Origin of the sequence: Lacibacter luteus, from assembly GCF_004118265.1 — a bacterium.
Lineage (GTDB): Bacteria > Bacteroidota > Bacteroidia > Chitinophagales > Chitinophagaceae > Lacibacter > Lacibacter luteus.
In genome coordinates this window covers 698,232-721,093 of the sequence record NZ_SDHW01000001.1, presented here as the reverse complement: position 1 = coordinate 721,093, position 22,862 = coordinate 698,232, and the positions used below count along the sequence as shown (strand labels likewise).

Below are 22,862 nucleotides of genomic sequence, written 5' to 3'. Positions count from 1 at the left end.
ATGTGAATAAATTCAGGAAATCATTCTAAATTGGAGGTAGATAAAAGGACAAAAACCTGTTTACCCATGGCAAAAGCGATCAAAACAGAACAAATCACTAAAGAACCGGTTACGCTCGATAAAACCGACCTGAGTATTCTCCGTCTGCTGCAGCAAAATGCACGGATGACGGTGAAGGAGATCGCAGATAAGGTTCACCTGAGCACCACACCAGTGCATGAACGCATCAAATGGCTGGAACGGAGTGGGGTGATCAAGCAATATGCTGCACTCATCGATCATGCAAAAGTAAAGAAGGGTTTAATGGTGATCTGTTATGTTTCGCTAAAAGAGCACAGCAAAAATGCAGGCACGAAATTTATTAAACATATTAATGAGTTGCCGGAAGTGATCGAGTGCTATAATATTTCCGGTGAGTTTGATTTTATGTTGAAGGTGGTGGCGGAGAACATGGATGATTATTATAACTTTCATGTAAACAAGCTGAGCCAAAGCGAAAACATGGGCAATGTGCAGAGTGTGTTTGTAATGGGCGTATTGAAACAAACGCATGTGATGGTGTAGAGAAGTACGAGGGACGAAGTAGGATGTAAGTGGTACGAAGTAAGACTTTAGCGATTAACAAGAAACTAAAAACAATAAACTATAAACTTTATTATATGTACAACTACGATACAGTAACCGATGCCATCAACGGTTTGAGAGAAAGAGGCTTTACGCTTGATTTTAATTTGCAGGTAAACTCCTTGCAATGTTTTAATCCTGATTTGAATTTAACGCCGCATGAATTTGAGATCAAAGAGATCTATCGATTTGAAGGTGATACAAATCCATCAGATGAAGAGATCGTGTATGCCATTGAATCGAAAGACGGGCACAAAGGTGTATTTGTAAATGGCTATGGCACATCGGCCGAAGCAGTTGGTGGGGAGATGATGAAGAAGCTGGTGGATCATCACAATCAATAAAGCTTAATAATTTCATGGTAAAGGAAGATCAGAATCGATTTTCCTTTTTTATTTTTAATTATGGTTATGAAACGATTGATCTTCTCTTTCTTACTTTTTGTTTTTGCTGCTAAAACCAATGCCCAGGTGTTTGGCGGTAATCCAACTTCTTTAAAATTCTATCAGCTTACTACCGATACGGTGCGTGTCATCTTTCCTAAGTCGCTGGAAAAGCAGGCGAGAGAAGTCGCATGGTTGCAGCATCAGCTGGTAAAGAACAATCCTGCGGCGTTGGGTACACAGCACCGTAAGTTCAATGTGGTGTTACAGAACCAAACAACTGCATCCAATGCGTATGTTGGTCCGGCACCGTGGCGCAGTGAGTTTTACATGATGCCCGATTTAAACAATCTGCAAAGTGGTGCTCTTCCCTGGCACCGGTATCTTGCGTTGCACGAGTTCAGGCATGTGGAGCAGTTCTCGAATTTCAATCGTACCATTCCTAAACTGGCAGGCGTATTCTTTGGACAGGAAGGACAAGCTGTAGCAATGAATCTTGCAGTTCCCGAATGGTTTTGGGAAGGCGATGCCGTTTGGCAGGAAACAATGAGCAGCGAACAGGGAAGGGGACGATTACCCTCTTTCTTTAACTCCTATCGTTCGTTGTGGCTGGCTAAGAAAAATTATTCGTACCAGAAATTAAGAAACGGATCATACAGGCATTTTGTACCTAACCATTACGATCTTGGTTATTTGCTTGTAACCTATGGACGGGAAAAGTTCGGCAACGATTTATGGACAAAGGTGAACAAAGATGCACTTGATTTTAAAAAGATTGTATTCCCGTTTCAGAAAGCGGTACAGAAATATACGGGTGTAACGTATAAGCAATTTGTAAACGATGCATTCAGCTGGTATAAAACAAAGATGCAGATCGAATCGCAATCGTTTTTTGCAAACATGCAGACAGTTACCAAAGCCGATAAGAATAATGTGCGCAACTACCTCTATCCGATTGAAGAGGCAGATGGCAGTGTGCTTGTGTTGAAAACATCGTACAGGCAAGTGCCAACATGGGTGCGTATTCATACAAACGGACATGAAGAAAAACTGCGGCCAAAAGATATTGCCGAAGATCAGTACTATTCGTATCGTAACGGAAAAATCGTATACACAGCGTTTGCTACTGATGCCCGCTGGGAATGGAAAACCTATTCTGTGCTGAAGATCTGGAACCCGGCAGTGAATGAAATAAAAAAGATCACCAGCAAAACACGTTTGTTTCAACCCGATCTTTCGCCCGATGCATCGAAAGTAATTGCAGTAAATGCAACAACCGATCTGCAAACGAATCTGCAGATGATTGGCGTAAACGATTCGTTGAAATATGATTTGCCCAATCCGGAGGGTTATGTTTATTCTTATCCCAAATTTTCGGCAGATGGATTGTCGGTTATAAGTGCAGTGCGTAACCAAAAAGGTGAAATGAGTTTGCTGCAAACAAACCTTGAAGGAAAAGAAGGACAATTGTTATTTCCGTTCAGCAATACCGTATTGGGATATGTGCAGGTTTCCGGTGATACGGTTGTATTTACAGCACCACAAAACGGAAGAGATGCTTTGTACCTGTACGATCTGAAGCAAAAGAAATTGTTTCGTGCAGCCGATCTGCCCAACGGAAATTACCAGGCAAGTTTAAATACAGCAACGGGTAAGTTGCTCTGGAATACTTTTACAGCTGATGGATATATGTTGCTGAAGCAGAACATAACCGATCTGCGTTTAACAGAAGAAGCGCAACCTAATGCCTTGTCCGATCTGTATGTTTCAACAACCAAATCAATTGAACGAAACATTTTGCAGGAGGTGAAGCCATTGGAAGGAACAATAAAACGGTATCGTTCGGGTCTCAATCTTTTTAATATACACAGTTGGCGACCATATACTACCGATCCCGATTATGGTATTACCTTCTTCAGCAACAATATACTCAACACAATGGTTGGTGAGTATAGCTATAACTACAACCGCAACGAAGCATCGCATGGTTTGTCGGCTGCACTTGTTTATGGTGGATTGTATCCGCAATTATCTGTTGGTGCATCGCAAACATGGAGCCGCAGCCAGGTGTACAATGCCGATACTACGTTAACATGGAATGTAAGCAACGTAAACGCAGGTGTAACATTGCCATTCAATTTTACCGGTGGATTGTTGTACAGTAATCTTACATTCAGCAGTTCCATTAATGCCGAGCAAATGAATTTTACAGGTATTGCAAAGCGTTTATTAAACGATCGTACGATCAATTATACAAATTCATCCATCAGTTGGGTAACGCAAACGCAGAAAGCATACCAACAGATCTATCCGAAATTTGCAAACGTTTTCTCAGTTCGTTACAGAAGAACGGTTAACGGACAACAGGGAAGCCAGGTATTGTTCAATGCAGGGTTATACCTGCCGGGTTTGTTGCGTAACCATAGTATTGTGTTATTTGCTTCTGCTTTTTCAAGAGACACGTTGCGTGGTGGATTGTTCAGCAACAATCTTTCCTTTGCACGTGGATTTAATGCAGTGAATTTGCCACGCATGTGGAGAGTAAGTGCCAACTATCATTTCCCGATCGTATACCCGGAGTTTGGAATAGCCAATCTTATTTACTTTTTGCGTGTGCGTGGTAATTTGTTTTACGATTATACACATGGCAGGAGTTTGCGCACAGGAAGAGAATTTCCATTTGAATCGGCAGGGGGCGAATTGTATTTTGATACAAGATTGTGGAATGTACAGCCCTTTACATTTGGGGTACGTTACAGCCGTTTGCTTACAACCGATGTGCTGGAGCCCGGAAAGAATCCTAATCAGTTTGAGTTGATACTGCCGATCGAATTGTTTTAATCGACGATAGTATGAGATAAAAATGCCGATAACATTTCATTGTCATCGGCATTTTTTATTGTAAGAACCTTTTGGCGAATAGCTTACAGCTTCTTCTTTACATTACTTTGATCTTAATATCCGGAGCTGTATAATAATAGCCGAACTTATCTTTTACAATAATATCGGTGATAAGAATCTCGTCTTCTTTCTTAACGATTTCATACAGGTTTTTTTGCCAGTTTGCAGGGAGAAAAGGAGAGTTGCTTACGTTAGCACCCGAAGTATTGAAACGGGTTTTGATTTCGCCTGTTTTCTCATCTTCAAACTTATCCTTGCTTTTGTATACAAGAATAAAGCGGGAAATATGGTACTTCACTTTTTTGTCGTCGATTACCCAAATAGCCGAATCGATTGTTGGCAACAACAGATCTAAAGGCAAGTCGCCACCTTTTGTTTTACCCCAGAAACTTTGCAGCACCGGTGGTTTTAACGTAGGCTTGGGTTTTTCCTGGGCTTTTGTTTGTGTGCTTAAGAGCAGAACAAACAAGGCAAAAAACAAACGGAATGGTCTTTTCAGCAACATGGATCAAATTGATTTTTGTTATAACGATGCAAGACTTTCTTCTATTGCCTTGATCTTTGCTTCTGCATCGGCTTTTTTCTTCCGTTCAACATCCACCACTTCGGGCTTTGCATTTTGCACAAAGCGTTCGTTGCCCAGTTTCTTTTCAACCGATACGAGAAAACCTTTGAGGTAATCAAGATCTTTCAGCAATTGTTCTTTTTGAGAAGATGTATCAATGGCCTGTTCGGTTGCAATGTAAAACTTGTCTTTTTGTACTACGGTTGAAATGGTGCCTGCCACTGCTGCACTCACAAAATCGATGCTTTCTGCATTTACCTGTTTTTGCAGGATAGATGCAATGCGTTTATAGGATGCATCATTGGCTGTTTCAATTGAAAGCTTGATGGCTTCTTTTGGTTTGATCTGGTTTTTTACACGAACGTCACGCAATGAACTGATCACTTCTTTTAACTGTGCAGCCAGCTGCAATACTTCTGCATTTGCAGTTCCTGCAGTTGCATATTGTTTGATGATAATGTCATCGCCTGCTGCTCTTTCTTTCAGTGCATGATAGATCTCTTCTGTAATGAACGGCATGAACGGATGTAACAATTGCATCAGCTCTTCGAAATAGGCAACTGTTTTTGCGTACACTTCCGCATCAATCGGTTGTTCAAAACCCGGCTTCACCCACTCAAGATACCAGCTGCAGAAATCATCCCAAATGAGAGAGTATATTGTTTTCAACGCTTCGCTCAAACGGAATTCTTTGAACAGTTGATTGATCTCTGTTTTCGCTTCATTCAACCGGTTGCCAAACCATTCAACTGCAAAGTTGTTTTCAACTGTGGTCTGTGGTCCATTGTCTGTCGTCGTTTGTCTTCCTTCCCACATCTTCACCAGCTTCAAGGCATTCCACAATTTGTTATTGAAGTTGCGGCCTTGTTCGTTGCTGCCTTCATCCCACAACAGATCATTCCCTGCCGGAGAGGAGATGAGGATACCAAAGCGACAGGCATCAGCGCCATATTTATCAATCAGCTCAAGTAAGTCGGGTGAGTTGCCCAAGCTCTTACTCATCTTACGTCCTTGCTTATCTCGCACAATACCGGTGAAATACACTTCTTTGAACGGGATTTCTTTTTGGTATTCCATACCCGCCATAATCATACGGGCCACCCAGAAGAAAATGATCTCTGGAGCGGTTACCAATGTATTGGTAGGGTAGTAATACTGTACATCTGCATTACCGGGATTGCTATAACCTTTAAACACTTCAAAAGGCCAGAGCCAGGAAGAAAACCAGGTGTCGAGACAATCTTCGTCCTGCGAAAGTTGAGTAATGGATTTGCCAAACTTTGTTTCGTATTGTTTTAATGCTTCTTCATGCGAAACAGCAACAACATAATTGCCCTCCGCATCGTACCAGGCCGGAATACGATGTCCCCACCATAACTGGCGACTGATGCACCAGTCCTTAATGTTCTCCATCCAATGGCGATAGAGATTCTTGAATTTAGCCGGATAGAATTTAATGTCTTCATTCATCACCACATCCAATGCCGGGCCGGAGATCTTTTTCATATCAACCCACCATTGCAAACTCAAACGTGGTTCTACAACTGCATCTGTACGTTCGCTGTAACCAACTTCACTGGTATAATCTTCTGTTTTGATAAGGTAACCATCTGCTTCAAGCATTGGAATAATTTTTTTCCTTGCTTCAAAACGATCTTCCCCGATCAATATCTGTGCTTCTTCGTTCAGCGTTCCATCTTCATTGAAGATATCAACTACTTCCAGGTTGTGCTTTTGGCCCAACTGGTAATCGTTCATATCATGTGCAGGTGTAACCTTCAATGCACCTGTTCCAAAATCCATCGTCACATAATCGTCGGTAATGATGGGGATGCGGCGGTTGATCAATGGCACAAACGCAAACTTGCCATGCAGGTGAGCATAACGTTCGTCTTTTGGATGTACACAGATGGCGGTATCGCCCATGATCGTTTCCGGACGAACTGTTGCAATAGTAATGAAGTCCTCGGTCGACTGTCCACTGTCAACAGTTGTATTGCCATCGTCTGTCGTCTGTTGACCATGGTCAATTCTGTATTTTAAGTGATAAAGTTTCTGCTGTGTTTCTTTCCTGATCACTTCCTCATCGCTCAACGCTGTTTTCGCTTTCACATCCCAGTTGATCATGCGTTTACCACGATAGAGATAACCTTTGTTATACAGGTCAACAAACACATTGATCACCGATTGGTAATAATCAGGATCCATGGTGAAGCTGGTGCGTTCCCAATCCAGACTACAGCCCAGCTTTTTCAATTGCTGAAGAATAATACCACCGTACTTCTCTTTCCATTCCCACGCATATTTCAAAAATTCATCACGACTGAGTGATGCTTTCTGAATTCCTTTTTCACGGAGCATCTGTACCACTTTAGCTTCGGTGGCAATAGAAGCATGATCGGTACCCGGTACCCAGCAGGCATTTTTCCCCTGCATACGGGCACGACGCACCAACACATCCTGAATGGTATTGTTGAGACAATGCCCCATGTGCAACACACCCGTTACGTTTGGCGGGGGTATTACAACCGTATAAGGTTCACGGTCGTCGGGAGTACTGTTATAGTATTTGCGCTCGTTCCAGTAGCTGTACCATTTTTGCTCGGATGCCTGATGCTCAAAATTCTTGCTGAGTTCCATGAAGGATGTACTTTTTTTGGTGTGCAAAGTTAAGGAATGAAGGGTGGACGCAGGAAGGAAATCCTGCTGAAAATGAGGCATGTAAATAAAAAAGCTCCCTGTAGGGAGCTTTTGAATAAAGTGAATAAGGTACATTGCTGTTTTTCAACAGCCTTCAGCGTAAAGTTTGAACCATAGGCAATTGCTTAACCGAACATTAATAATGTAACGAGTGCAATTGCTGCAAAAAATACAATAACGAAGATTGTAGTTTTTACTGATTCGCTCATTTGTGAAGAATTTGATGCCATAACTTTAAGTTTAAAGGTTACAAATTACGATCACAGGAAATACGGAATTCTAATATACTGTTGAGGCCTTACGAGGGAATCTTATACTTATTCTAATTCTAATACGAATTTACTTCAGATTTCGTGCCCCACAAAGAATCTCGTCTATTTATTTTTACTTTGCTATACGTGTTTTTACGATAAATATGCTTTACGCTGTAACTGATATTGAAACAACAGGTGGCTATGCTTCTGCAAACGGTATAACCGAAATAGCTGTTTACATCTATGATGGTCAGCAAATAGTGGATAGTTTTGAGTCGCTCGTAAATCCGCATCAACCCATTCCCAGGTTTGTGCAATCGCTAACCGGTATTACCGACGATATGGTGCAACTGGCACCATCGTTCGAAGAAATAGCTCCCCGCTTGTTTGAGCTTTTCCAGGGCAAAGTATTTGTTGCACACAATGTAAACTTCGATTATTCTTTTGTAAGTCACCAGTTACAGCAATCGGGTTATCATCTTAACTGCAAAAAACTTTGCACGGTACGTTACACCCGCAAAATATTTCCAAAGCTTGCATCGTATAGTTTAGGCAACCTCTGTCGGCATTTCGAAATTCCTTTATACAATCGTCACCGTGCAGCAGGTGATGCAAAAGCTACTGTTCAGTTACTCGAATTGTTGCGTAAAAATGATGTAAACAATCATCTGCATACAATGATCGGCAAACAATCGAAAGAACAGTATTTGCCGTTGCATCTGAACAAAGAAGATATTGATCAGCTGCCTTTAACACCTGGTGTATATTATTTTCACGATGCAAAAGACAAAGTAGTGTATGTGGGGAAAGCGATACAGCTGAAGAAGCGTGTAACAAGTCATTTTTCCAATAACAAACCAACTAAACAGAAGCAGGAATTTCAGCGAAATGTTCATCGTATTTCATACCAGCAGTGTGGTACAGAGTTAATGGCATCGGTGCTTGAAACAATTGAAATAAAGCGACTGTGGCCGAAGTACAACCGGGCCGTTAAAGGATATGAAGCACAGTATGGGTTGTATTTGTTTGAAGATGGGAGAGGGTATTATCGTTTAGGCATAGACCGTAAGCATAAGAATGTTCCTGCCGTTTACCAGTTTTACAGCAGACATGAAGGAACCCTGGAGTTGAAACGACTGATACAGGAGTTTGAATTATGTAATAAGCTTTGCTTTATCGATCGGTCAACAGATAGATCCTGTGAACATCCGCAATGCAAAGGCGCCTGTACAGGCGAGGAGTTGCCAACTGATTACAATGAACGTGTAGAACAGGCGGTTGCACAGCTGCGTAAAGAGCTGCCCAGCTTTGCCATTCGTGAACGTTCTTATTTTAACGGACAGGACAGTTGTATTTTGATGGAGGACGGTCGCTTTTATGGAATGGGTTATGTGCCTGCCGGTTTTGATGTAAGTATGAAAGATGAATTACGGAAACAGCTGCAGGAATATCCCGAGTACGATTTTGTACGAAACATCATTAAACGATATGCGTTGGATCAGCCGGAAAAAGTGATATGGTTATAATATGTTGCAAGTTGTTAGCAGAAAGCTTGCAGCTTACAACATCTTATTGTTTTGTCCATGTATCGGTTCTGCCAATAAGCGATACACCGATATAGCCTCGTACTTTTAATTTAGTAGCACCATCCAGCGACATTTTGCAGGAATAGGTTTTGCCATTCTTCGGATCGTAAATTTTGCCACCTGTCCATTCGTTTTTATCAGTATACTTGAAACCCCACATATTAACCAGACCCATCACCGGGCGCTTGTGATTTACTTCGTCCGGGTGGTTTTTATCGAGCTTGGGTTTGCCTGTTTCAGGATCGTTCGGTTCTTTTAACCAAATGATCTTTCCCTGGTATTTATCTCCGTTTTTATAGATCTGAATAATGCCTGTTCCTTCGCCATTTTTCCATGAACCGATAATGGCATCGGGGTTATCTTGAACTAAAGTAAATGATAAGAATAAAATGGTGCAGCAAAGTGTAAACTTTATATATGCAAGCTTTTTCATGTAGGAAACTATTTAAAGGGTTTAAATGCTGTTTCAAAAATAAACAACCATTCGTAAAGAAAATTTTAATTCCGATCCTGTAAAAAAAATTTTGCAGTTCCATCATCCTTCAACATATTTGCACAGCAATGAACAAAACAATTACAAATACTCAGTGGTGGTGGCATACAACTCTAAAGGGGCTGTAATGCTGTTGCTATGATTATTGTATCATATTTCAGAAGCCCCGATTTTATCGGGGCTTTTTTATTCCCCTCCCTGGAGGGGTTAGGGGTGGGTTAAGAAAAATAATTGAACTAAACGGATCATGAAAAAAATTAACATAGAAACGACTTGTAAGAAAATGCTGGCCGATGTGTACACACCGGTGGGCATTTACCTGCGCCTGCGTGACCGGTTCAGAGATACCGTGTTGCTGGAGAGTACTGATCATCATGCAGCAGAAAACAGTTGGTCGTTCATTGGTATCAATGCCATTGCAGGTATGGAGATCAGCTCCAATGCCAGCATAGAATTTAAACTGCCCGGACAAAAGCCGGAACGGATTGCTATTAAGCAACCATCGGAAGTGCCGCAGCAGTTGTTCGATTTTATGAACCACTTTGAAGCGACAGGTGATTGCAAGGAAGCCCGTTTTGCACATGGTTTGTATGGTTATACTACATACGATGCGGTGCAGTTTTTTGATGCGGTGAAGTTGAGTGATGCAAAAGTGCAGGCATCGGCTATTCCGTTGATGCGTTATCGCCTGTATCAATATGTCATTGCTATCAATCATCATAAAGATGAGTTGTTCATTTGTGAGAACAGAATGAAAGGTATTGAAAGTGAGCTGGCAGTTGTGGAGAGTTTGATCCGGAGTAAAGATGTTCCCGTTTACCCGTTTGAAGTAAAAGGTGAAGAAACATCGAACATTACTAACGAAGCATACATTGAGATGGTGAAGAAAGGTATTGCCAGCTGCATGCGTGGTGATGTGTTCCAGATCGTGTTGAGCAGAAGATTTCAACAATCGTTCGCCGGTGATGAGTTTAATGTGTACCGTGCCTTACGCAGCATCAATCCTTCTCCTTATTTATTCTTCTTTGATTATGGCGATTATAAGCTGATGGGTTCATCACCTGAATCGCAGATCATCATCAATAATGGTAAAGCAGTGGTGCATCCAATTGCCGGTACCTTCAAGCGCACAGGCGATGATGAAATTGATCAGCGTGAAGCAGCCCGTCTGCTGGAAGATGCAAAAGAAAATGCTGAGCATGTCATGTTGGTTGATCTTGCCCGTAACGATCTGAGTCGTGTTTGTGATGATGTGCGTGTGGCGCATTACAGACAAGTGCAGTACTACAGTCATGTGATTCATTTGGTGAGTGAAGTGATTGCAAAAGTTCGTCCTGCTTCCAATCCGTTTGAATTATTGGCGAAAACATTTCCTGCAGGTACATTAAGCGGTGCGCCAAAGATCAAAGCCATGCAGTTGATCGATGCATATGAAACAACAGCCCGCAGTTATTATGGTGGCGCAATAGGCTTTATGGGGTTTGATGGAAGCTGTAATCATGCCATCATGATCCGCACCTTCCTGAGTAAACAGAATACATTGTTTTATCAAGCCGGTGCTGGAGTTGTAGCTGCAAGTAAACCTGAAAGTGAATTGCAGGAAGTAAATAATAAACTGGGAGCATTGAAAAAAGCAATTGAGTTTGCTGAAGAAATTAGTTGATAGTCCATGGTTCATAGTAAAAAAGACCATGAACAATGAACCATCAACCATGAACCAAATAAAAATGAAAATATTAGTCTTCGATAATTACGATTCGTTTACCTACAATCTTGTTCATCTTGTAGAGAAGATCATTCATGAAAAAGTGGATGTGTACCGGAACGATCAGATTCCCTTGGAAAATGTAAAAGCTTATGATAAAATTATTTTGTCGCCTGGTCCCGGTATTCCCGAAGAAGCAGGTTTGCTGTTGCCGTTGATCAAAGAATATGCAGCAACAAAATCTATACTTGGTGTGTGTTTGGGTCACCAGGCAATTGGTGAAGCATTTGGCGGAACGTTGACGAATCTGTCAACTGTATTTCATGGGGTAGCTACACCTATCAATATCCAAAATCCAAAGAATCCAAAACCCAATGGCGTGTTAAATGGATTGCCGGATACAATTGAGGTGGGTCGTTATCATAGTTGGGTGGTGAACAAAGAAGGCTTTCCTGCAGAATTGGAAATTACTGCCGAAGATGAAACAGGAATGATCATGGCGTTACAACATAAAACGTATGATGTTCAGGGCGTGCAGTTTCACCCGGAGAGTGTGTTGACACCACGAGGTGAAGACATTCTTCGCAACTGGTTGAAGGCGTAATTTGATAATGAGTGAATTTGAAAATTTGAAAATGAAAAAAATACTTCAGTTACTGTTTGAACATAAAAGTTTGTCGAGAGCGCAGGCAAAAGAAGCGTTGCTCAACATTGGTAAAGCCATGTACAACGAACATGAGATCACTGCTTTCATGACGGTGTATTTAATGCGCAGCATTACCATTGAAGAGCTGCAGGGTTTCCGTGATGCATTGCTGGAATTGTGTGTGCCGGTTGATTTGAATGGTCATGCAGTGTTGGATATTGTGGGAACAGGTGGCGATGGAAAAAACACCTTCAACATTTCAACGCTTGCTTGTTTTATTGTGGCGGGTGCCGGACAAAAAGTTGCCAAGCATGGTAACTACGGGGCATCTACCATCAGCGGTGCAAGTAATGTAATGGAGCAGTTGGGTTATAAGTTCAAAAACGATGTCGATCAATTAAAACGTGAAGTGGAAGAGGCAAACATCTGTTTCATGCATGCGCCGATGTTTCATCCTGCATTAAAAACTGTTGGGCCTATTCGTAAGAATCTCGGCATGCGTACCTTCTTCAATATGCTCGGTCCAATGGTTAACCCGGCGAAACCTGCGTATCAACTGGTGGGTGTGTATAATTTGGAGATGGCACGGGTGTACAATTATCTGTTGCAGCAAACAGGCGGTGCGTTCACCATCATTCACAGTTTGGATGGTTACGATGAAATTTCATTGACCAACGATACCAAAGTGATCACCAACAAAGGAGAGTTTGTAATGACGCCTGAACAACTCGGCAAGCGAATGGTGCAGCAAAGCGATATACATGGCGGTAACACGGTTGAAGAAGCTGCAAAGATATTTACGAAGATATTAAGCGGCGAAGGGACATGGGCGCAAAATGCAGTGGTGATGGCGAATGCAGCAATGGGTTTGTACTGCACCGGTGCTTATACAACTTATGATGATGCATTTGCAGCAGCAGTGGAAAGCCTGGAGAGTGGTAAAGCAAATAACTGTTTAAAGAAATTGATAGAATTGAATAACTAAACCTTGTGTCCTTAGTGTAAAGCTTTGTGCTCTTTGTGGTAAAAATTGAACCACGAAGCACACGAAGAAATCACAAAGATTCACGAAGAGATAAGACATGAATATTTTAGATAAGATCATTGCACAAAAACGAATTGAAGTAGCAGAACGCAAAGCTAAAACAAGCATTGCTGAATTACAGCAACAGCCCTTGTATGCCCGTGCAACACTTTCGTTGAAACAGTTTTTACTCGATGATACAAAGACCGGCATCATTGCGGAATTCAAACGACAGTCGCCATCAAAAGGAGTGATCAACGGAACGGCTGACGTGGCGGAAGTAACATCTGCTTATACAAACAACGGAGCTTCCTGTTTAAGTGTATTGACGGACGAACAATTCTTTGGCGGCAGCACGAATGATCTCATCAAAGCAAGAGTAAACAGCATTCCTATTCTCCGCAAAGATTTTATTGTAGATGAATACCAGATCGAAGAAGCAAAGGCAATGGGAGCTGATGTAATTTTGCTCATCGCAGCATGTTTAACAACAGATGAAGTAAAACGTTTGGCGGCTTATGCAAAAAAACTTTCGCTGGAAGTATTGCTTGAGCTGCATGATGAAGAAGAGTTGCAGCATATCTGCGATGAAACAGAGATTGTAGGCATCAACAACCGCAACCTCAAAACATTTGAAGTGGATATTGAACGGAGTCTGCGCATGGCCAAGCAGATCCCTGATACAAAAATAAAAGTGGCAGAAAGCGGTATCAGTTCGGTGGAGAATATTCAACTGTTCAAAGCAAATGGATTCAGAGGATTTTTGATCGGCGAAAATTTTATGAAAGCAGAAAACCCGGGAAAAGCATTTGCAGCATTCGTACAACAACTAAAAGAAAAAGCATGAACATAAAAGTATGTGGCATCACCACAGCAAAACAAGTACAACAGTTAGACGGATTAGATATCGATTTCGCAGGATTTATTTTTGTGCCCGATTCTCCACGTTATGTAGAAGGTAAGCTGGATAAGAAAGCAATTAAGAATGCAGATTTTGATCTGAAGAAAGTAGGTGTGTTTGTCAATCCATCGTACAGCGATATACTCGATGCAATTGAAGATTATGGTTTGGATGTGGTGCAGTTGCATGGTGAAGAAACACCTGAGTTTTGCAGCGATCTGAATGAAGATGTGGAAGTGATCAAAGTATTTCACATTGATGAATCAGTAAAAGATATTGATGCATTGGTTGCACCGTACGATGAAGCTTGTGATTATTATTTGTTCGATACAAAAGCAGGTGAGTTGAAAGGTGGCACCGGTAAACAATTCGATTGGAGCATAATCGCCAAAAGCAAAATTGAAAAACCATTCTTCTTAAGCGGTGGAATTGGTGTGGATGATATTGCGCAGATCAAGAAGTTTAAGCACCCTGATTTTTATGGCGTGGATATCAACAGTAAATTTGAAACAGAACCGGGTACAAAGGATATGGCGAAAGTGTTACAGTTTAAAGTGGGGTTGAAATAATTGATAATTGGTTAATGGATAGTGGAGAATGAAGTATAATACGAAGCCGAGCCATGAGAGGTGGTTGGATTTTGAGCGTTTTATATGGCGAAGCAATCTCAGTTGAAAAAGTAGATTGCTTCGTTCCTCGAATGACGAAAACAGATAACGATTGCGTTTGCTGACAAAACCTTTTAAGCAAAGCTTATGCGCATAAAAGTCTGCGGCATGACCGAACTGGAGCAACTGCAACAACTGGGCGATCTGGGTGTTGAGTTTGCCGGTATGATCTTCTATCATAAATCGCCGAGGTTTGTGTTGCGCACGCTTACGGGTGAGCAGGTGAAAAGGGCCAAGCTGAAAGTGTACAAGGTGGGTGTGTTTGTAAATGCTTCGTATGATGAGATCATGAATCATGTAGAAAATTTTGGTCTTGATCTTGTGCAGTTGCATGGCGATGAAACGCCGAGATTTTGTGAACAGGTGAGTGAGTATATACAAACCATCAAGGCATTTCGAATTGCCGAGGATGATAACATCGCCTGGAAGATCAAAGATTATTTTGATGCCTGCGATATGTATATGTTCGATACGATGGGTGCAGGTTATGGTGGCACTGGTAAAAAGTTTGACTGGAATATGCTGAAGGGACTGGATATTGGTAAACCGTTTTTCTTAAGCGGCGGAATAGAACCAACCGATGCAGCAGCAGTAAAAGAATTCGCCAACGAACCGGTAGCGAAAAACCTGTTTGCATTGGATATGAACAGTAAGTTTGAACTGAGTGCGGGTGTAAAAGATATGAAGCTGGTGAAGAAGTTTGTGGAAGAGGTGAGGGGATAGCAGGATGTTGGATTTATGATGTATGATTTCGGATGTAAGAAGATGTTGGCGATTCGTCATGTCGACGAAGGAGACATCTCTGAGAGTAGAGACTGTTTGAATGATGGAGGGATGAGTGAATATATAAGGTATGAATGTTTAGGGATGCTTCGTGCCTCAGCATGATGGCTTATAGAGTTTGTGTAAGTAAAAGTACTTGTGCATCAACTATGCTAAACAACTATTATGAAAAAGACTATTTGTTTGATCGTTTTATTTGTTGCTAATCATGTAATGGCTCAGTTAAAAGTTGAGGAGTTGATGAATGATTCACTAGTGAAAGCATTTGTATGTGAGCAAACAGGAAGAAATTTTCAGAATGTACATCTTGTTTCGATTGATGAATTAAAAGAAAGAAAGCAGCTTGAAGCTGTAACTGTTTTTGATTCTCTACAGACTGTGCATAAACTGGTTGATGATTTTAATGAGGATGGCAAGAAGGATTTAATAGTGAGTTATGCATTTCGGGTGCCGAGTCAAATGTATTTTGATGGATTTTTTATACAAGCATTTGTGTCGAATGAGAAAGGAAAATACGATCTGAAAGATCTTTGGCATCGGTACGAGTATTTGCTTGGGCGAATTATTGGAATGGATAGAAAAAGCAAGAGTTTTGTAGTTGCAAGGCAATGGATTGATTTCAGGAAGGAGGTTTTGGGGTTTGATACGCTTTTTTATTTCCAGGGAGAGTTTATTAATAAGAACAATACTTGCAATATAGGATTTGACCAGTTGGAATATTATACAACATCAAACTGGTTGGCATCTTCCTACAAGTATAGTTATTTTACCCTTTTTGCTAATGGAGTTATTAGAAGGGAAGATTTTGATATGGGGAACAGGAAGATTTATCAGTGTCAGTTGAAGAAAGAGATTTTTGATAGCCTTAATAATCTAATCTGTGCCGTAAATCTATGGGAGTTAAAAGGTCGCTATGAAATGGAAAATGTACATGATGTTGGAACCTCTCACCTGGTAATTAGTTATAAAGGGACAGTAAAAAAGATTGATGATTATGGCCATTGGGGAAATTTTGGTTTGGCAGTTATTTATAAAACGCTGAGCAGATTGAGTAAGGATTCGGATTGGGTGTTGATTGAGCAGATAACTAAAAAAGATGAGGGGAAATATTGAAGCTGAAAAATATGCCGGGGGAAAACTGATGCTATTTGCACAACCGATGTTTTCTGGCGCAGGTCTCTGACCTGATGCCATGTGTTACTAAATTTTAAAAGATAAGTAGCGAATAAGCACAAGTCAGAGACTTGCGCTAGTTGAGAGTTGATTAGATAAATAAAATGAGATTAAGATAAATGCGAATCGTAATAATTATTTTATTAAGTCTGTTTGCTAATTCAGCAAAATCGCAATCGTCATCTATCCTTGATTTAGTTGTTATTGGCAAAGACACTATTGTAGCATCAACTTACGATATGTCAATCATCGTGTCGCATGATGGAGGAAAAACGTGGATAACAACGGAACGTCAATTAATGAAGAAATTAGGGTTAGATGGTAAGCGTATTTGGGGTATTGATAGCTGGATTGGAATACATGAAAGAAGTTATTCCAGATTGTTTTACTCTGATGATATTGGTAAAACATGGAAACAAATTGAGCTTAACACAGACTTGTTTTTTGCAATGGATTTCATTGAAATAGGAGGACGGTTTTGGATTGTAGATGCACAAAGTGATATATGGGAGCATAAAGTAACCAACGTTGAAACTAGTTTAAGTTGGAAGAAACGAACAAGTTTTAATGATTTCGGCAGGCTTTCTATCTTATCATCTTACAGAGATTCATATTTAAAAATTAGTGGACTCGGGGATAGTTTATGGGTGTTTGATACAAAAGCAAAAAAGTTGATACGAAGCAAAAGTCCAATTGAGGATTTAGAATTGGCTGTTTTACTTAACAACAGTATTGTTTATTTGTTAGATGGAAAAGATAGTCAGGTTTTTCAATTTGATTTAAAAGAACAAAAGCTTAATTCTATCACCAAAGTTGAAGGATACAAATGGTTTTCTTCGTTCTCAATTGTTGGAAATACTCTTTTTGTATTGGGTGAAGGTAATGATGGTAGGCAGGATTTTACAGTTTTGTCCATGATTAACTCACAGGGACAATTAAAAATAATCGATGGGGTTAAAGGAGGCGACGCCGATGTTTGTTTTATTGACAAATACAATCGACTTTGGATTGGAACTACAAAAGGAATGTTTTTGCTTGAACCCGGAAGTGATAAATCGAAGCAGATTCTTTAAAGATGAATAGAATTACAAAACGTACAAGTGTGCGACGCAACAGAAGATAAATAGTAGCACAAGCGGTGGCTACATAACCCTCCTTCGCTAAAGCTTCGGAGGATAAAAAATAAAATGATGGAAACAACATATCAAAAACCTTCGCAACAAGGTTATTACGGAAAGTTTGGCGGGGCATACATCCCGGAGATGCTGCATCGCAATGTGGAGGAGCTGCAGAGCCGTTACCTCGATATTATGAGCGATGCATCGTTTCAGCAGGAGTTTCGTGGTTTGCTGAAAGATTATGTGGGCAGGCCAACGCCTTTGTATTTAGCAAAACGTTTGAGCAAACTGCATAACACCAACATCTGGTTGAAGAGAGAAGATCTTTGTCATACCGGTGCACATAAGATCAATAACACGATCGGACAAATTCTGTTGGCTGAACGTTTGGGTAAGAAACGCATCATTGCAGAAACAGGTGCAGGTCAGCATGGAGTGGCAACGGCAACGGTGTGTGCATTGAAAGGTGTGGAGTGCATTGTGTACATGGGCGAAAAAGATATTGAACGGCAGGCACCGAATGTGGCCCGTATGAAAATGCTGGGTGCAACGGTTGTGCCTGCAACTAGCGGCAGTAAGACATTGAAGGATGCAACGAATGAAGCGATCCGTGACTGGATCAATAACCCCAACGATACGCATTACATCATCGGCAGTGTAGTGGGGCCGCATCCATATCCTGATATGGTGGCGAAATTTCAGAGCGTGATCAGCGAAGAAATGCGTTGGCAGTTGAAAGAACACACGGGCGCTGAATTACCATCGCATGTGGTGGCATGTGTGGGTGGGGGAAGTAATGCAGCCGGTGCGTTCTATCATTTCCTTGATGAGTTGAGTGTGCAGTTGGTGGCTGTGGAGGCTGCTGGTGAAGGTGTGCATAGTGGCATGAGTGCTGCTACAACACAACTCGGTAAGCCGGGTGTATTGCATGGCAGTAAAAGTTTGGTGATGCAAACAGAAGATGGACAGGTGGTGGAGCCGCATAGTATATCGGCAGGTTTGGATTATCCCGGTATTGGTCCGCTGCATGCAAATTTATTTGATAGTGGTCGTGGTTTGTTTTTAAGTGCAACAGATGAAGAAGCATTGAAAGCAGTGTTTGAATTGTGTAAGCTGGAAGGAATTATTCCGGCCTTGGAAAGTGCGCATGCGTTGGCTGCATTGCATCAACTGAAGTTTAAAGAAAACGACCAGGTGATTCTTTGTTTGAGCGGAAGAGGAGATAAGGATCTGGCGACGTATATGAAACATATTTAAAATTAACCACAGAGGTACGGAGACACAGAGTAGCTCCGAGCCTCTGTGTCTCCGTGGTAAATAATATGAGCAGGATACAAGAATTATTCGAAACAAAAAGCAATCGTGTATTGAATGTGTATTGCACAGCCGGTTATCCGCAGTTGAACAGTACACTGGAAGTAATGTCTGCCTTGCAGGTAAACGGTGCAAACTTAATTGAGTTAGGTATGCCGTATAGTGATCCGCTGGCTGATGGTCCGGTGATACAGCATAGCAGTACCATAGCCTTGGCAAATGGCATGACCATTAAAACCTTGTTTGCACAATTGAAAGATTTCAGACAGACGATAAATGTGCCGGTGATCTTAATGGGCTATATGAATCCTGTGTTGCAGTATGGCTTTGAACAATTTTGTAAAGATGCTGCTGATGTTGGCGTGGATGGTTTGATCTTACCTGATCTTCCTGAATACGAATTTGAAACGGAGTATGGCGCTATCATCAAAAAGCATGGACTTGATTTTGTTTTCTTAGTTACACCTGAAACAAGTGAAGAACGTATTAAAAGACTCGACAGTTTGAGTACAGGTTTTTTATATGCAGTATCATCATCGTCTACAACAGGTAGTGATAAAAACATGACCGATGTAAATGCTTATCTGCAAAAACTAAAAGCCATGCAGTTGAAAAATCCGGTGCTGGTTGGTTTTGGCATTAAAGACAAACAAACTTTTGATACAGCCTGTGCAAATGCAAATGGCGCAATCATCGGTACAGCCTATATCAAGGCATTGGAAGGAACAAGTGATGTGGCGAAAACAACAAAAGAATTTCTGAAGGCAATTGTCTGAACCAGGATTTGGGTGGATTAAATGATTTTATCATCTTCTTCATCCTTTAAATCTTAATAATCATGGTTCAGACAATGAGCGGAAGACGGGGCTCGAACCCGCCACCCTCAGCTTGGGAAGCTGATGCTCTACCAAATGAGCTACTTCCGCTAGTATGTTTAAAGTTAAACATGAAATTGAATTTTAAAAAATGAGTACAGTAGAAAACAGCGGGGTCTTTTCAGTTCCCCCTTCAGGGGGCGGAGGGGGCTCTGTGGCAATTGTAAAATACAACGCAGGAAACATTCAATCGGTGCTGTTTGCATTGGAACGATTGGGTGTGGATGCAAAAGTGACGGATGATTTTGAAGAACTGCAGAAAGCGGATAAGGTGATCTTTCCCGGTGTGGGCGCTGCTCGCAGTGCTATGGATAGTTTGAAAGAAAAGGGACTGGATGCAGTGATCAAAGAATTAAAGCAACCGGTGCTGGGTATTTGTGTGGGGATGCAGTTGTTGTTCGATCATTCAGAAGAAAGTGATACGGAATGTTTGGGTATTATTCCGGCGAAAGTGAAATTGTTTCGCAGTGAAGAGATCAGTCCGGATATTCCGATAAAAGTTCCGCAGGTAGGATGGAATGATATTTACAATTTAAAAACCGATCTGTTCAGTAATGTACCGGAACATAGTTATGTGTATTATGTTCACAGCTATTGTGCTGAAATGAACCCGTATTGTATTGCCACTACCAAATATGGATTGGAGTATGCAGGCGCTGTGCAGAAAGATAATTTCTACGGTGTGCAGTTTCATACAGAGAAAAGTGCAAAGGTGGGAGAGCAGATATTAGCTAATTTTTTGGAGTTGTAGAGTGATTTTCGAATTGATAATTTTTTAATTGATTATTGATAATGCAAATAATTCCAGCCATCGATATTATAGATGGAAAATGTGTGAGATTAACAGAGGGTGATTATTCTCAAAAGAAAATTTACAACGAACACCCTTTAGAAGTTGCAAAGGAATTTGAAGATGCCGGCTTACAGCGTTTGCATCTCGTTGATCTGGATGGCGCAAAAGCAGGTGCTGTTAAAAACTGGAAAGTGCTGGAAACAATTGCAGCAAAAACATCGCTGGTGATTGATTTCGGTGGCGGTATTAAAAAAGCAGAAGATGTAAACATTGTGTTCAACTCCGGTGCTGCATTGGCAACAGTGGGCAGTATTGCTGTGAAAGATGAAACAACATTTGTTTCATGGTTGCAACAGTTTGGTGCTGCTAAGTTTTTATTGGGTGCTGATGTAAAGAATGAAAAGATAGCTGTAGGTGGCTGGTTGGAAACAACTGATATCTGGATCTACGATTTTATTGAGAAATACATCAATCATGGTGTGCAGCAGATCTTCTGTACGGATGTAAGTAAAGATGGTCGCCTTGAAGGTCCCTCAACCGAACTCTATAAAAATATTCTGCAGAAATTCCCTCAACTTCATTTTATTGCCAGCGGCGGTGTAAGTTCTATGAGCGATTTAGATGAACTGGCGAATATCGGTTGCACGGGTGTAATTGTTGGCAAAGCTATTTACGAAGGAAGGGTGACGTTGAATGATTTGAAGAAATTCTAAAGATGTAAGATATAGAATTTAGGATGTATGAAGCGTGTTGATTATTCACCATTCACAATTGACTATTCACCTTTCTTCCCAAATCGTTTCTTCACCACCTCCACCAACTGCAATGCATCGGGTGTAAGTTTTAATGCAAACACGGCTGCAACAAAGATGATGCTGAATAAACTGCTACGCAGAAAAACACCTGTCCATCCGTTCATGCTGTTAAACAAATAGTAACTGATGAAATAGGCTGCAGCTCCTGTTACAAGCGCAAGAATGGTTTTGCTGCTGAACGGTTGCAGGTTATATTTCCGCAACAGGAACACATAACGTATAGCATTGTAAATAACAAAGGAAATGAGGTTAGCATACGCACTGCCTACTATGCCGTACTCTTTGATCAACAAATAGTTTAACGGAAGTATGAGAAGAATCAATATTACACCGGTGAAAAATTCAAAGCGCCAATGAACAGATGTTGCAATGATCTGACCATTTACACCTGTACCCGCATCGATGAGTTTGGTAATGCCCAATACAAATACCACCATCAGCCCGGCTTTGTAATCGCCTTGTATTTTCAACAGATCGAATGCATCTTCCACATTCAGCCACACACCAAGAAATATAAACAAGCCAAGCAGTAACAGATTGATGGATGTGCGTTTATACAGCCGTTCAATTTCTTTTAAATTTTTATTCTTCCAGGCAATAGATAAAGCTGCAATAGTAACAGCTACAATGCTGCGTTGCGGCACCTGTATAAGATTGGCGATGTACGACGAAAGATTGTATACGCCGGTGTCTTTAATGCCGTTTTCACTTACACTGGAAATGATAATGCTGTCTGCCACCTGCGAAAGAATCATGATAAGTGAGCCGCCATATACATAGCTCGATAGCGCAACCATTTTCCATTTAAACTTTTTGGTAACACGGCTTTGTTTAAAGGTGAAATGTAAATCGCCTCCACGTTTCAGGTAAAACAAAAGGAAAAGAGCAATCACAATAAACATCAACGAGAACAACTTGATGAAGCCATCAAATTCAACCAGATTAAAAAAGAAGAGCATCACCAGTAACAGAGTAAGCAAACGCAAACCTGTTTCCCGTAAAAAGTTGGAGTAAATGGTTTTTTGATAAGTCCACGCAAAACTTTCGAGTATCGAAAACAACAATGTGCCAAAGCCAAATAGAAACGTCCAGTGGTAATATGTAACGAAAATAGGAGAGCGGTAACTGAACTTTCGAACGATCAGTGGTTCAAATAAAAGTCCGCCTGCAATGACTAAGATAAAACCCAGCATCGGAATCAATAACAACCAGCTGTACAGGTCGTTTTCTTTCTTCTGCAGATTGTCTTTGTAATACGGAAAGAATTTGTATACAACAGCAACCACACCAAATGCCGATACTGCATACATCAACTGACCAATATCAAAAAATAAACGGGTTAAACCGTATTGTTCCGGAGTAAACGCATGTTCGCCACTGCGGATGAAAAACCAGGTATTAATAAAGCCAACAAAGAAGCCAATGTAAATGACGATACTGGATAGGATGGCTTGTTTCCTGATTTGTCCCATTTAGTTTAAGGTAGATGGTTAAAGGTGAAAAGTTTTATGGAAGAAGGTCAAAGGTATAAGGCTTTCCTT

General features: G+C 41.0%; 20 protein-coding genes and 1 tRNA gene. 16 read left to right on the top strand and 5 right to left on the bottom strand.

The window, feature by feature from the left end; all coding sequences use genetic code 11:
- Positions 1–66 precede the first annotated feature (66 nt).
- The 3 genes from ESA94_RS02610 (at position 67) to ESA94_RS02600 (ending at position 3,848) form a co-directional block, all read left to right on the top strand.
- A complete protein-coding gene (locus ESA94_RS02610) occupies positions 67–564 on the top strand; it encodes an Lrp/AsnC family transcriptional regulator (protein ID WP_129129293.1) in 498 nt (165 codons plus the stop codon).
- A 95-nt stretch (positions 565–659) separates the two neighbouring features.
- The gene (locus ESA94_RS02605) at positions 660–968 is read left to right on the top strand and encodes a phosphoribosylpyrophosphate synthetase (RefSeq protein ID WP_129129292.1); all 309 of its coding nucleotides are present in this window, start codon (positions 660–662) and stop codon (positions 966–968) included.
- 66 nt (positions 969–1,034) lie between these two features.
- Complete coding sequence (locus ESA94_RS02600) at positions 1,035–3,848, top strand: TolB family protein (protein ID WP_129129291.1); 2,814 nt, start codon at positions 1,035–1,037, stop codon at positions 3,846–3,848.
- Positions 3,849–3,945: 97 nt separating this feature from the next.
- Here the strand turns inward: ESA94_RS02600 and ESA94_RS02595 are convergent, their stop codons facing one another.
- Both ESA94_RS02595 and ESA94_RS02590 read right to left on the bottom strand, forming a co-directional pair.
- Positions 3,946–4,413 (bottom strand): hypothetical protein, encoded by a 468-nt coding sequence (locus ESA94_RS02595; protein WP_129129290.1) that lies wholly within the window; start codon positions 4,411–4,413, stop codon positions 3,946–3,948.
- An 18-nt stretch (positions 4,414–4,431) separates the two neighbouring features.
- Positions 4,432–7,113: a valine--tRNA ligase gene (locus tag ESA94_RS02590; protein WP_129129289.1), complete on the bottom strand. Its 2,682-nt coding sequence runs from the start codon at positions 7,111–7,113 to the stop codon at positions 4,432–4,434.
- 475 nt (positions 7,114–7,588) lie between these two features.
- On the opposite strand from ESA94_RS02590, the gene ESA94_RS02585 reads away from it, so the two are divergent.
- Positions 7,589–8,953 carry an exonuclease domain-containing protein gene (locus ESA94_RS02585; protein WP_129129288.1) on the top strand — a complete coding sequence of 455 codons (1,365 nt, stop codon included), beginning with the start codon at positions 7,589–7,591 and terminating at the stop codon, positions 8,951–8,953.
- Positions 8,954–8,996: 43 nt separating this feature from the next.
- Here ESA94_RS02585 and ESA94_RS02580 read toward each other — a convergent pair whose 3' ends face one another.
- A complete protein-coding gene (locus tag ESA94_RS02580) occupies positions 8,997–9,446 on the bottom strand; it encodes a DUF2147 domain-containing protein (protein ID WP_129129287.1) in 450 nt (149 codons plus the stop codon).
- 307 nt (positions 9,447–9,753) lie between these two features.
- Between ESA94_RS02580 and ESA94_RS02575 the strand changes: the two genes are divergently transcribed.
- The 10 genes from ESA94_RS02575 (at position 9,754) to trpA (ending at position 19,614) form a co-directional block, all read left to right on the top strand.
- On the top strand, positions 9,754–11,169 hold the full coding sequence (locus ESA94_RS02575) for an anthranilate synthase component I family protein (RefSeq protein WP_129129286.1): 1,416 nt from the start codon (positions 9,754–9,756) through the stop codon (positions 11,167–11,169).
- Positions 11,150–11,815, top strand: a complete 666-nt coding sequence (locus ESA94_RS02570; protein ID WP_240670970.1) for an anthranilate synthase component II — start codon at positions 11,150–11,152, stop codon at positions 11,813–11,815. The genes ESA94_RS02575 and ESA94_RS02570 overlap by 20 nt, the downstream gene beginning before the upstream one ends.
- 31 nt (positions 11,816–11,846) lie before the next feature.
- Complete coding sequence (gene trpD, locus ESA94_RS02565) at positions 11,847–12,842, top strand: anthranilate phosphoribosyltransferase (protein ID WP_129129285.1); 996 nt, start codon at positions 11,847–11,849, stop codon at positions 12,840–12,842.
- A gap of 97 nt (positions 12,843–12,939) precedes the next feature.
- Positions 12,940–13,728: an indole-3-glycerol phosphate synthase TrpC gene (trpC, locus tag ESA94_RS02560; RefSeq protein WP_129129284.1), complete on the top strand. Its 789-nt coding sequence runs from the start codon at positions 12,940–12,942 to the stop codon at positions 13,726–13,728.
- Entirely contained in the window at positions 13,725–14,351 is a 627-nt protein-coding gene (locus ESA94_RS02555; protein WP_240670969.1) for a phosphoribosylanthranilate isomerase, read from the top strand. The genes trpC and ESA94_RS02555 overlap by 4 nt, the downstream gene beginning before the upstream one ends.
- A 186-nt stretch (positions 14,352–14,537) precedes the next feature.
- On the top strand, positions 14,538–15,173 hold the full coding sequence (locus tag ESA94_RS02550) for a phosphoribosylanthranilate isomerase (protein ID WP_129129283.1): 636 nt from the start codon (positions 14,538–14,540) through the stop codon (positions 15,171–15,173).
- A gap of 225 nt (positions 15,174–15,398) precedes the next feature.
- Positions 15,399–16,346 carry a hypothetical protein gene (locus tag ESA94_RS02545; RefSeq protein WP_129129282.1) on the top strand — a complete coding sequence of 316 codons (948 nt, stop codon included), beginning with the start codon at positions 15,399–15,401 and terminating at the stop codon, positions 16,344–16,346.
- A gap of 179 nt (positions 16,347–16,525) precedes the next feature.
- A complete protein-coding gene (locus ESA94_RS02540; protein ID WP_129129281.1) occupies positions 16,526–17,479 on the top strand; it encodes a sialidase family protein in 954 nt (317 codons plus the stop codon).
- 114 nt (positions 17,480–17,593) lie between these two features.
- The gene (gene trpB / locus ESA94_RS02535; RefSeq protein WP_394342822.1) at positions 17,594–18,781 is read left to right on the top strand and encodes a tryptophan synthase subunit beta; all 1,188 of its coding nucleotides are present in this window, start codon (positions 17,594–17,596) and stop codon (positions 18,779–18,781) included.
- A 65-nt stretch (positions 18,782–18,846) separates the two neighbouring features.
- Positions 18,847–19,614, top strand: a complete 768-nt coding sequence (gene trpA / locus ESA94_RS02530; RefSeq protein WP_129129280.1) for a tryptophan synthase subunit alpha — start codon at positions 18,847–18,849, stop codon at positions 19,612–19,614.
- Positions 19,615–19,691: 77 nt separating this feature from the next.
- Here the strand turns inward: trpA and ESA94_RS02525 are convergent.
- Positions 19,692–19,764: transfer RNA gene (locus ESA94_RS02525), tRNA-Gly, on the bottom strand.
- A 40-nt stretch (positions 19,765–19,804) separates the two neighbouring features.
- Here ESA94_RS02525 and hisH point away from each other — a divergent pair.
- Both hisH and hisA read left to right on the top strand, forming a co-directional pair.
- Entirely contained in the window at positions 19,805–20,464 is a 660-nt protein-coding gene (hisH, locus tag ESA94_RS02520) for an imidazole glycerol phosphate synthase subunit HisH (RefSeq protein ID WP_129129279.1), read from the top strand.
- A gap of 41 nt (positions 20,465–20,505) precedes the next feature.
- Entirely contained in the window at positions 20,506–21,219 is a 714-nt protein-coding gene (gene hisA / locus ESA94_RS02515; protein ID WP_129129278.1) for a 1-(5-phosphoribosyl)-5-[(5-phosphoribosylamino)methylideneamino]imidazole-4-carboxamide isomerase, read from the top strand.
- A 62-nt stretch (positions 21,220–21,281) separates the two neighbouring features.
- Here hisA and ESA94_RS02510 read toward each other — a convergent pair whose 3' ends face one another.
- Positions 21,282–22,793 carry a lipopolysaccharide biosynthesis protein gene (locus ESA94_RS02510; RefSeq protein ID WP_129129277.1) on the bottom strand — a complete coding sequence of 504 codons (1,512 nt, stop codon included), beginning with the start codon at positions 22,791–22,793 and terminating at the stop codon, positions 21,282–21,284.
- Positions 22,794–22,862: the final 69 nt, after the last annotated feature.

Bases quoted from the DNA above. Each gene is read 5' to 3' on its own strand.
- ESA94_RS02585 (WP_129129288.1), top strand. From the start codon at position 7,589: ATGCTTTACGCTGTAACTGATATTGAAACAACAGGTGGCTATGCTTCT.
- hisA (WP_129129278.1), top strand. From the start codon at position 20,506: ATGCAAATAATTCCAGCCATCGATATTATAGATGGAAAATGTGTGAGA.
- trpB (WP_394342822.1), top strand. From the start codon at position 17,594: ATGATGGAAACAACATATCAAAAACCTTCGCAACAAGGTTATTACGGA.
- trpA (WP_129129280.1), top strand. From the start codon at position 18,847: ATGAGCAGGATACAAGAATTATTCGAAACAAAAAGCAATCGTGTATTG.
- ESA94_RS02590 (WP_129129289.1), bottom strand. From the start codon at position 7,113: ATGGAACTCAGCAAGAATTTTGAGCATCAGGCATCCGAGCAAAAATGG.
- trpC (WP_129129284.1), top strand. From the start codon at position 12,940: ATGAATATTTTAGATAAGATCATTGCACAAAAACGAATTGAAGTAGCA.
- ESA94_RS02605 (WP_129129292.1), top strand. From the start codon at position 660: ATGTACAACTACGATACAGTAACCGATGCCATCAACGGTTTGAGAGAA.
- ESA94_RS02595 (WP_129129290.1), bottom strand. From the start codon at position 4,413: ATGTTGCTGAAAAGACCATTCCGTTTGTTTTTTGCCTTGTTTGTTCTG.
- trpD (WP_129129285.1), top strand. From the start codon at position 11,847: ATGAAAAAAATACTTCAGTTACTGTTTGAACATAAAAGTTTGTCGAGA.
- ESA94_RS02545 (WP_129129282.1), top strand. From the start codon at position 15,399: ATGAAAAAGACTATTTGTTTGATCGTTTTATTTGTTGCTAATCATGTA.
- ESA94_RS02610 (WP_129129293.1), top strand. From the start codon at position 67: ATGGCAAAAGCGATCAAAACAGAACAAATCACTAAAGAACCGGTTACG.
- ESA94_RS02540 (WP_129129281.1), top strand. From the start codon at position 16,526: ATGCGAATCGTAATAATTATTTTATTAAGTCTGTTTGCTAATTCAGCA.
- ESA94_RS02580 (WP_129129287.1), bottom strand. From the start codon at position 9,446: ATGAAAAAGCTTGCATATATAAAGTTTACACTTTGCTGCACCATTTTA.
- ESA94_RS02555 (WP_240670969.1), top strand. From the start codon at position 13,725: ATGAACATAAAAGTATGTGGCATCACCACAGCAAAACAAGTACAACAG.
- ESA94_RS02510 (WP_129129277.1), bottom strand. From the start codon at position 22,793: ATGGGACAAATCAGGAAACAAGCCATCCTATCCAGTATCGTCATTTAC.
- ESA94_RS02600 (WP_129129291.1), top strand. From the start codon at position 1,035: ATGAAACGATTGATCTTCTCTTTCTTACTTTTTGTTTTTGCTGCTAAA.
- hisH (WP_129129279.1), top strand. From the start codon at position 19,805: ATGAGTACAGTAGAAAACAGCGGGGTCTTTTCAGTTCCCCCTTCAGGG.
- ESA94_RS02575 (WP_129129286.1), top strand. From the start codon at position 9,754: ATGAAAAAAATTAACATAGAAACGACTTGTAAGAAAATGCTGGCCGAT.
- ESA94_RS02550 (WP_129129283.1), top strand. From the start codon at position 14,538: ATGCGCATAAAAGTCTGCGGCATGACCGAACTGGAGCAACTGCAACAA.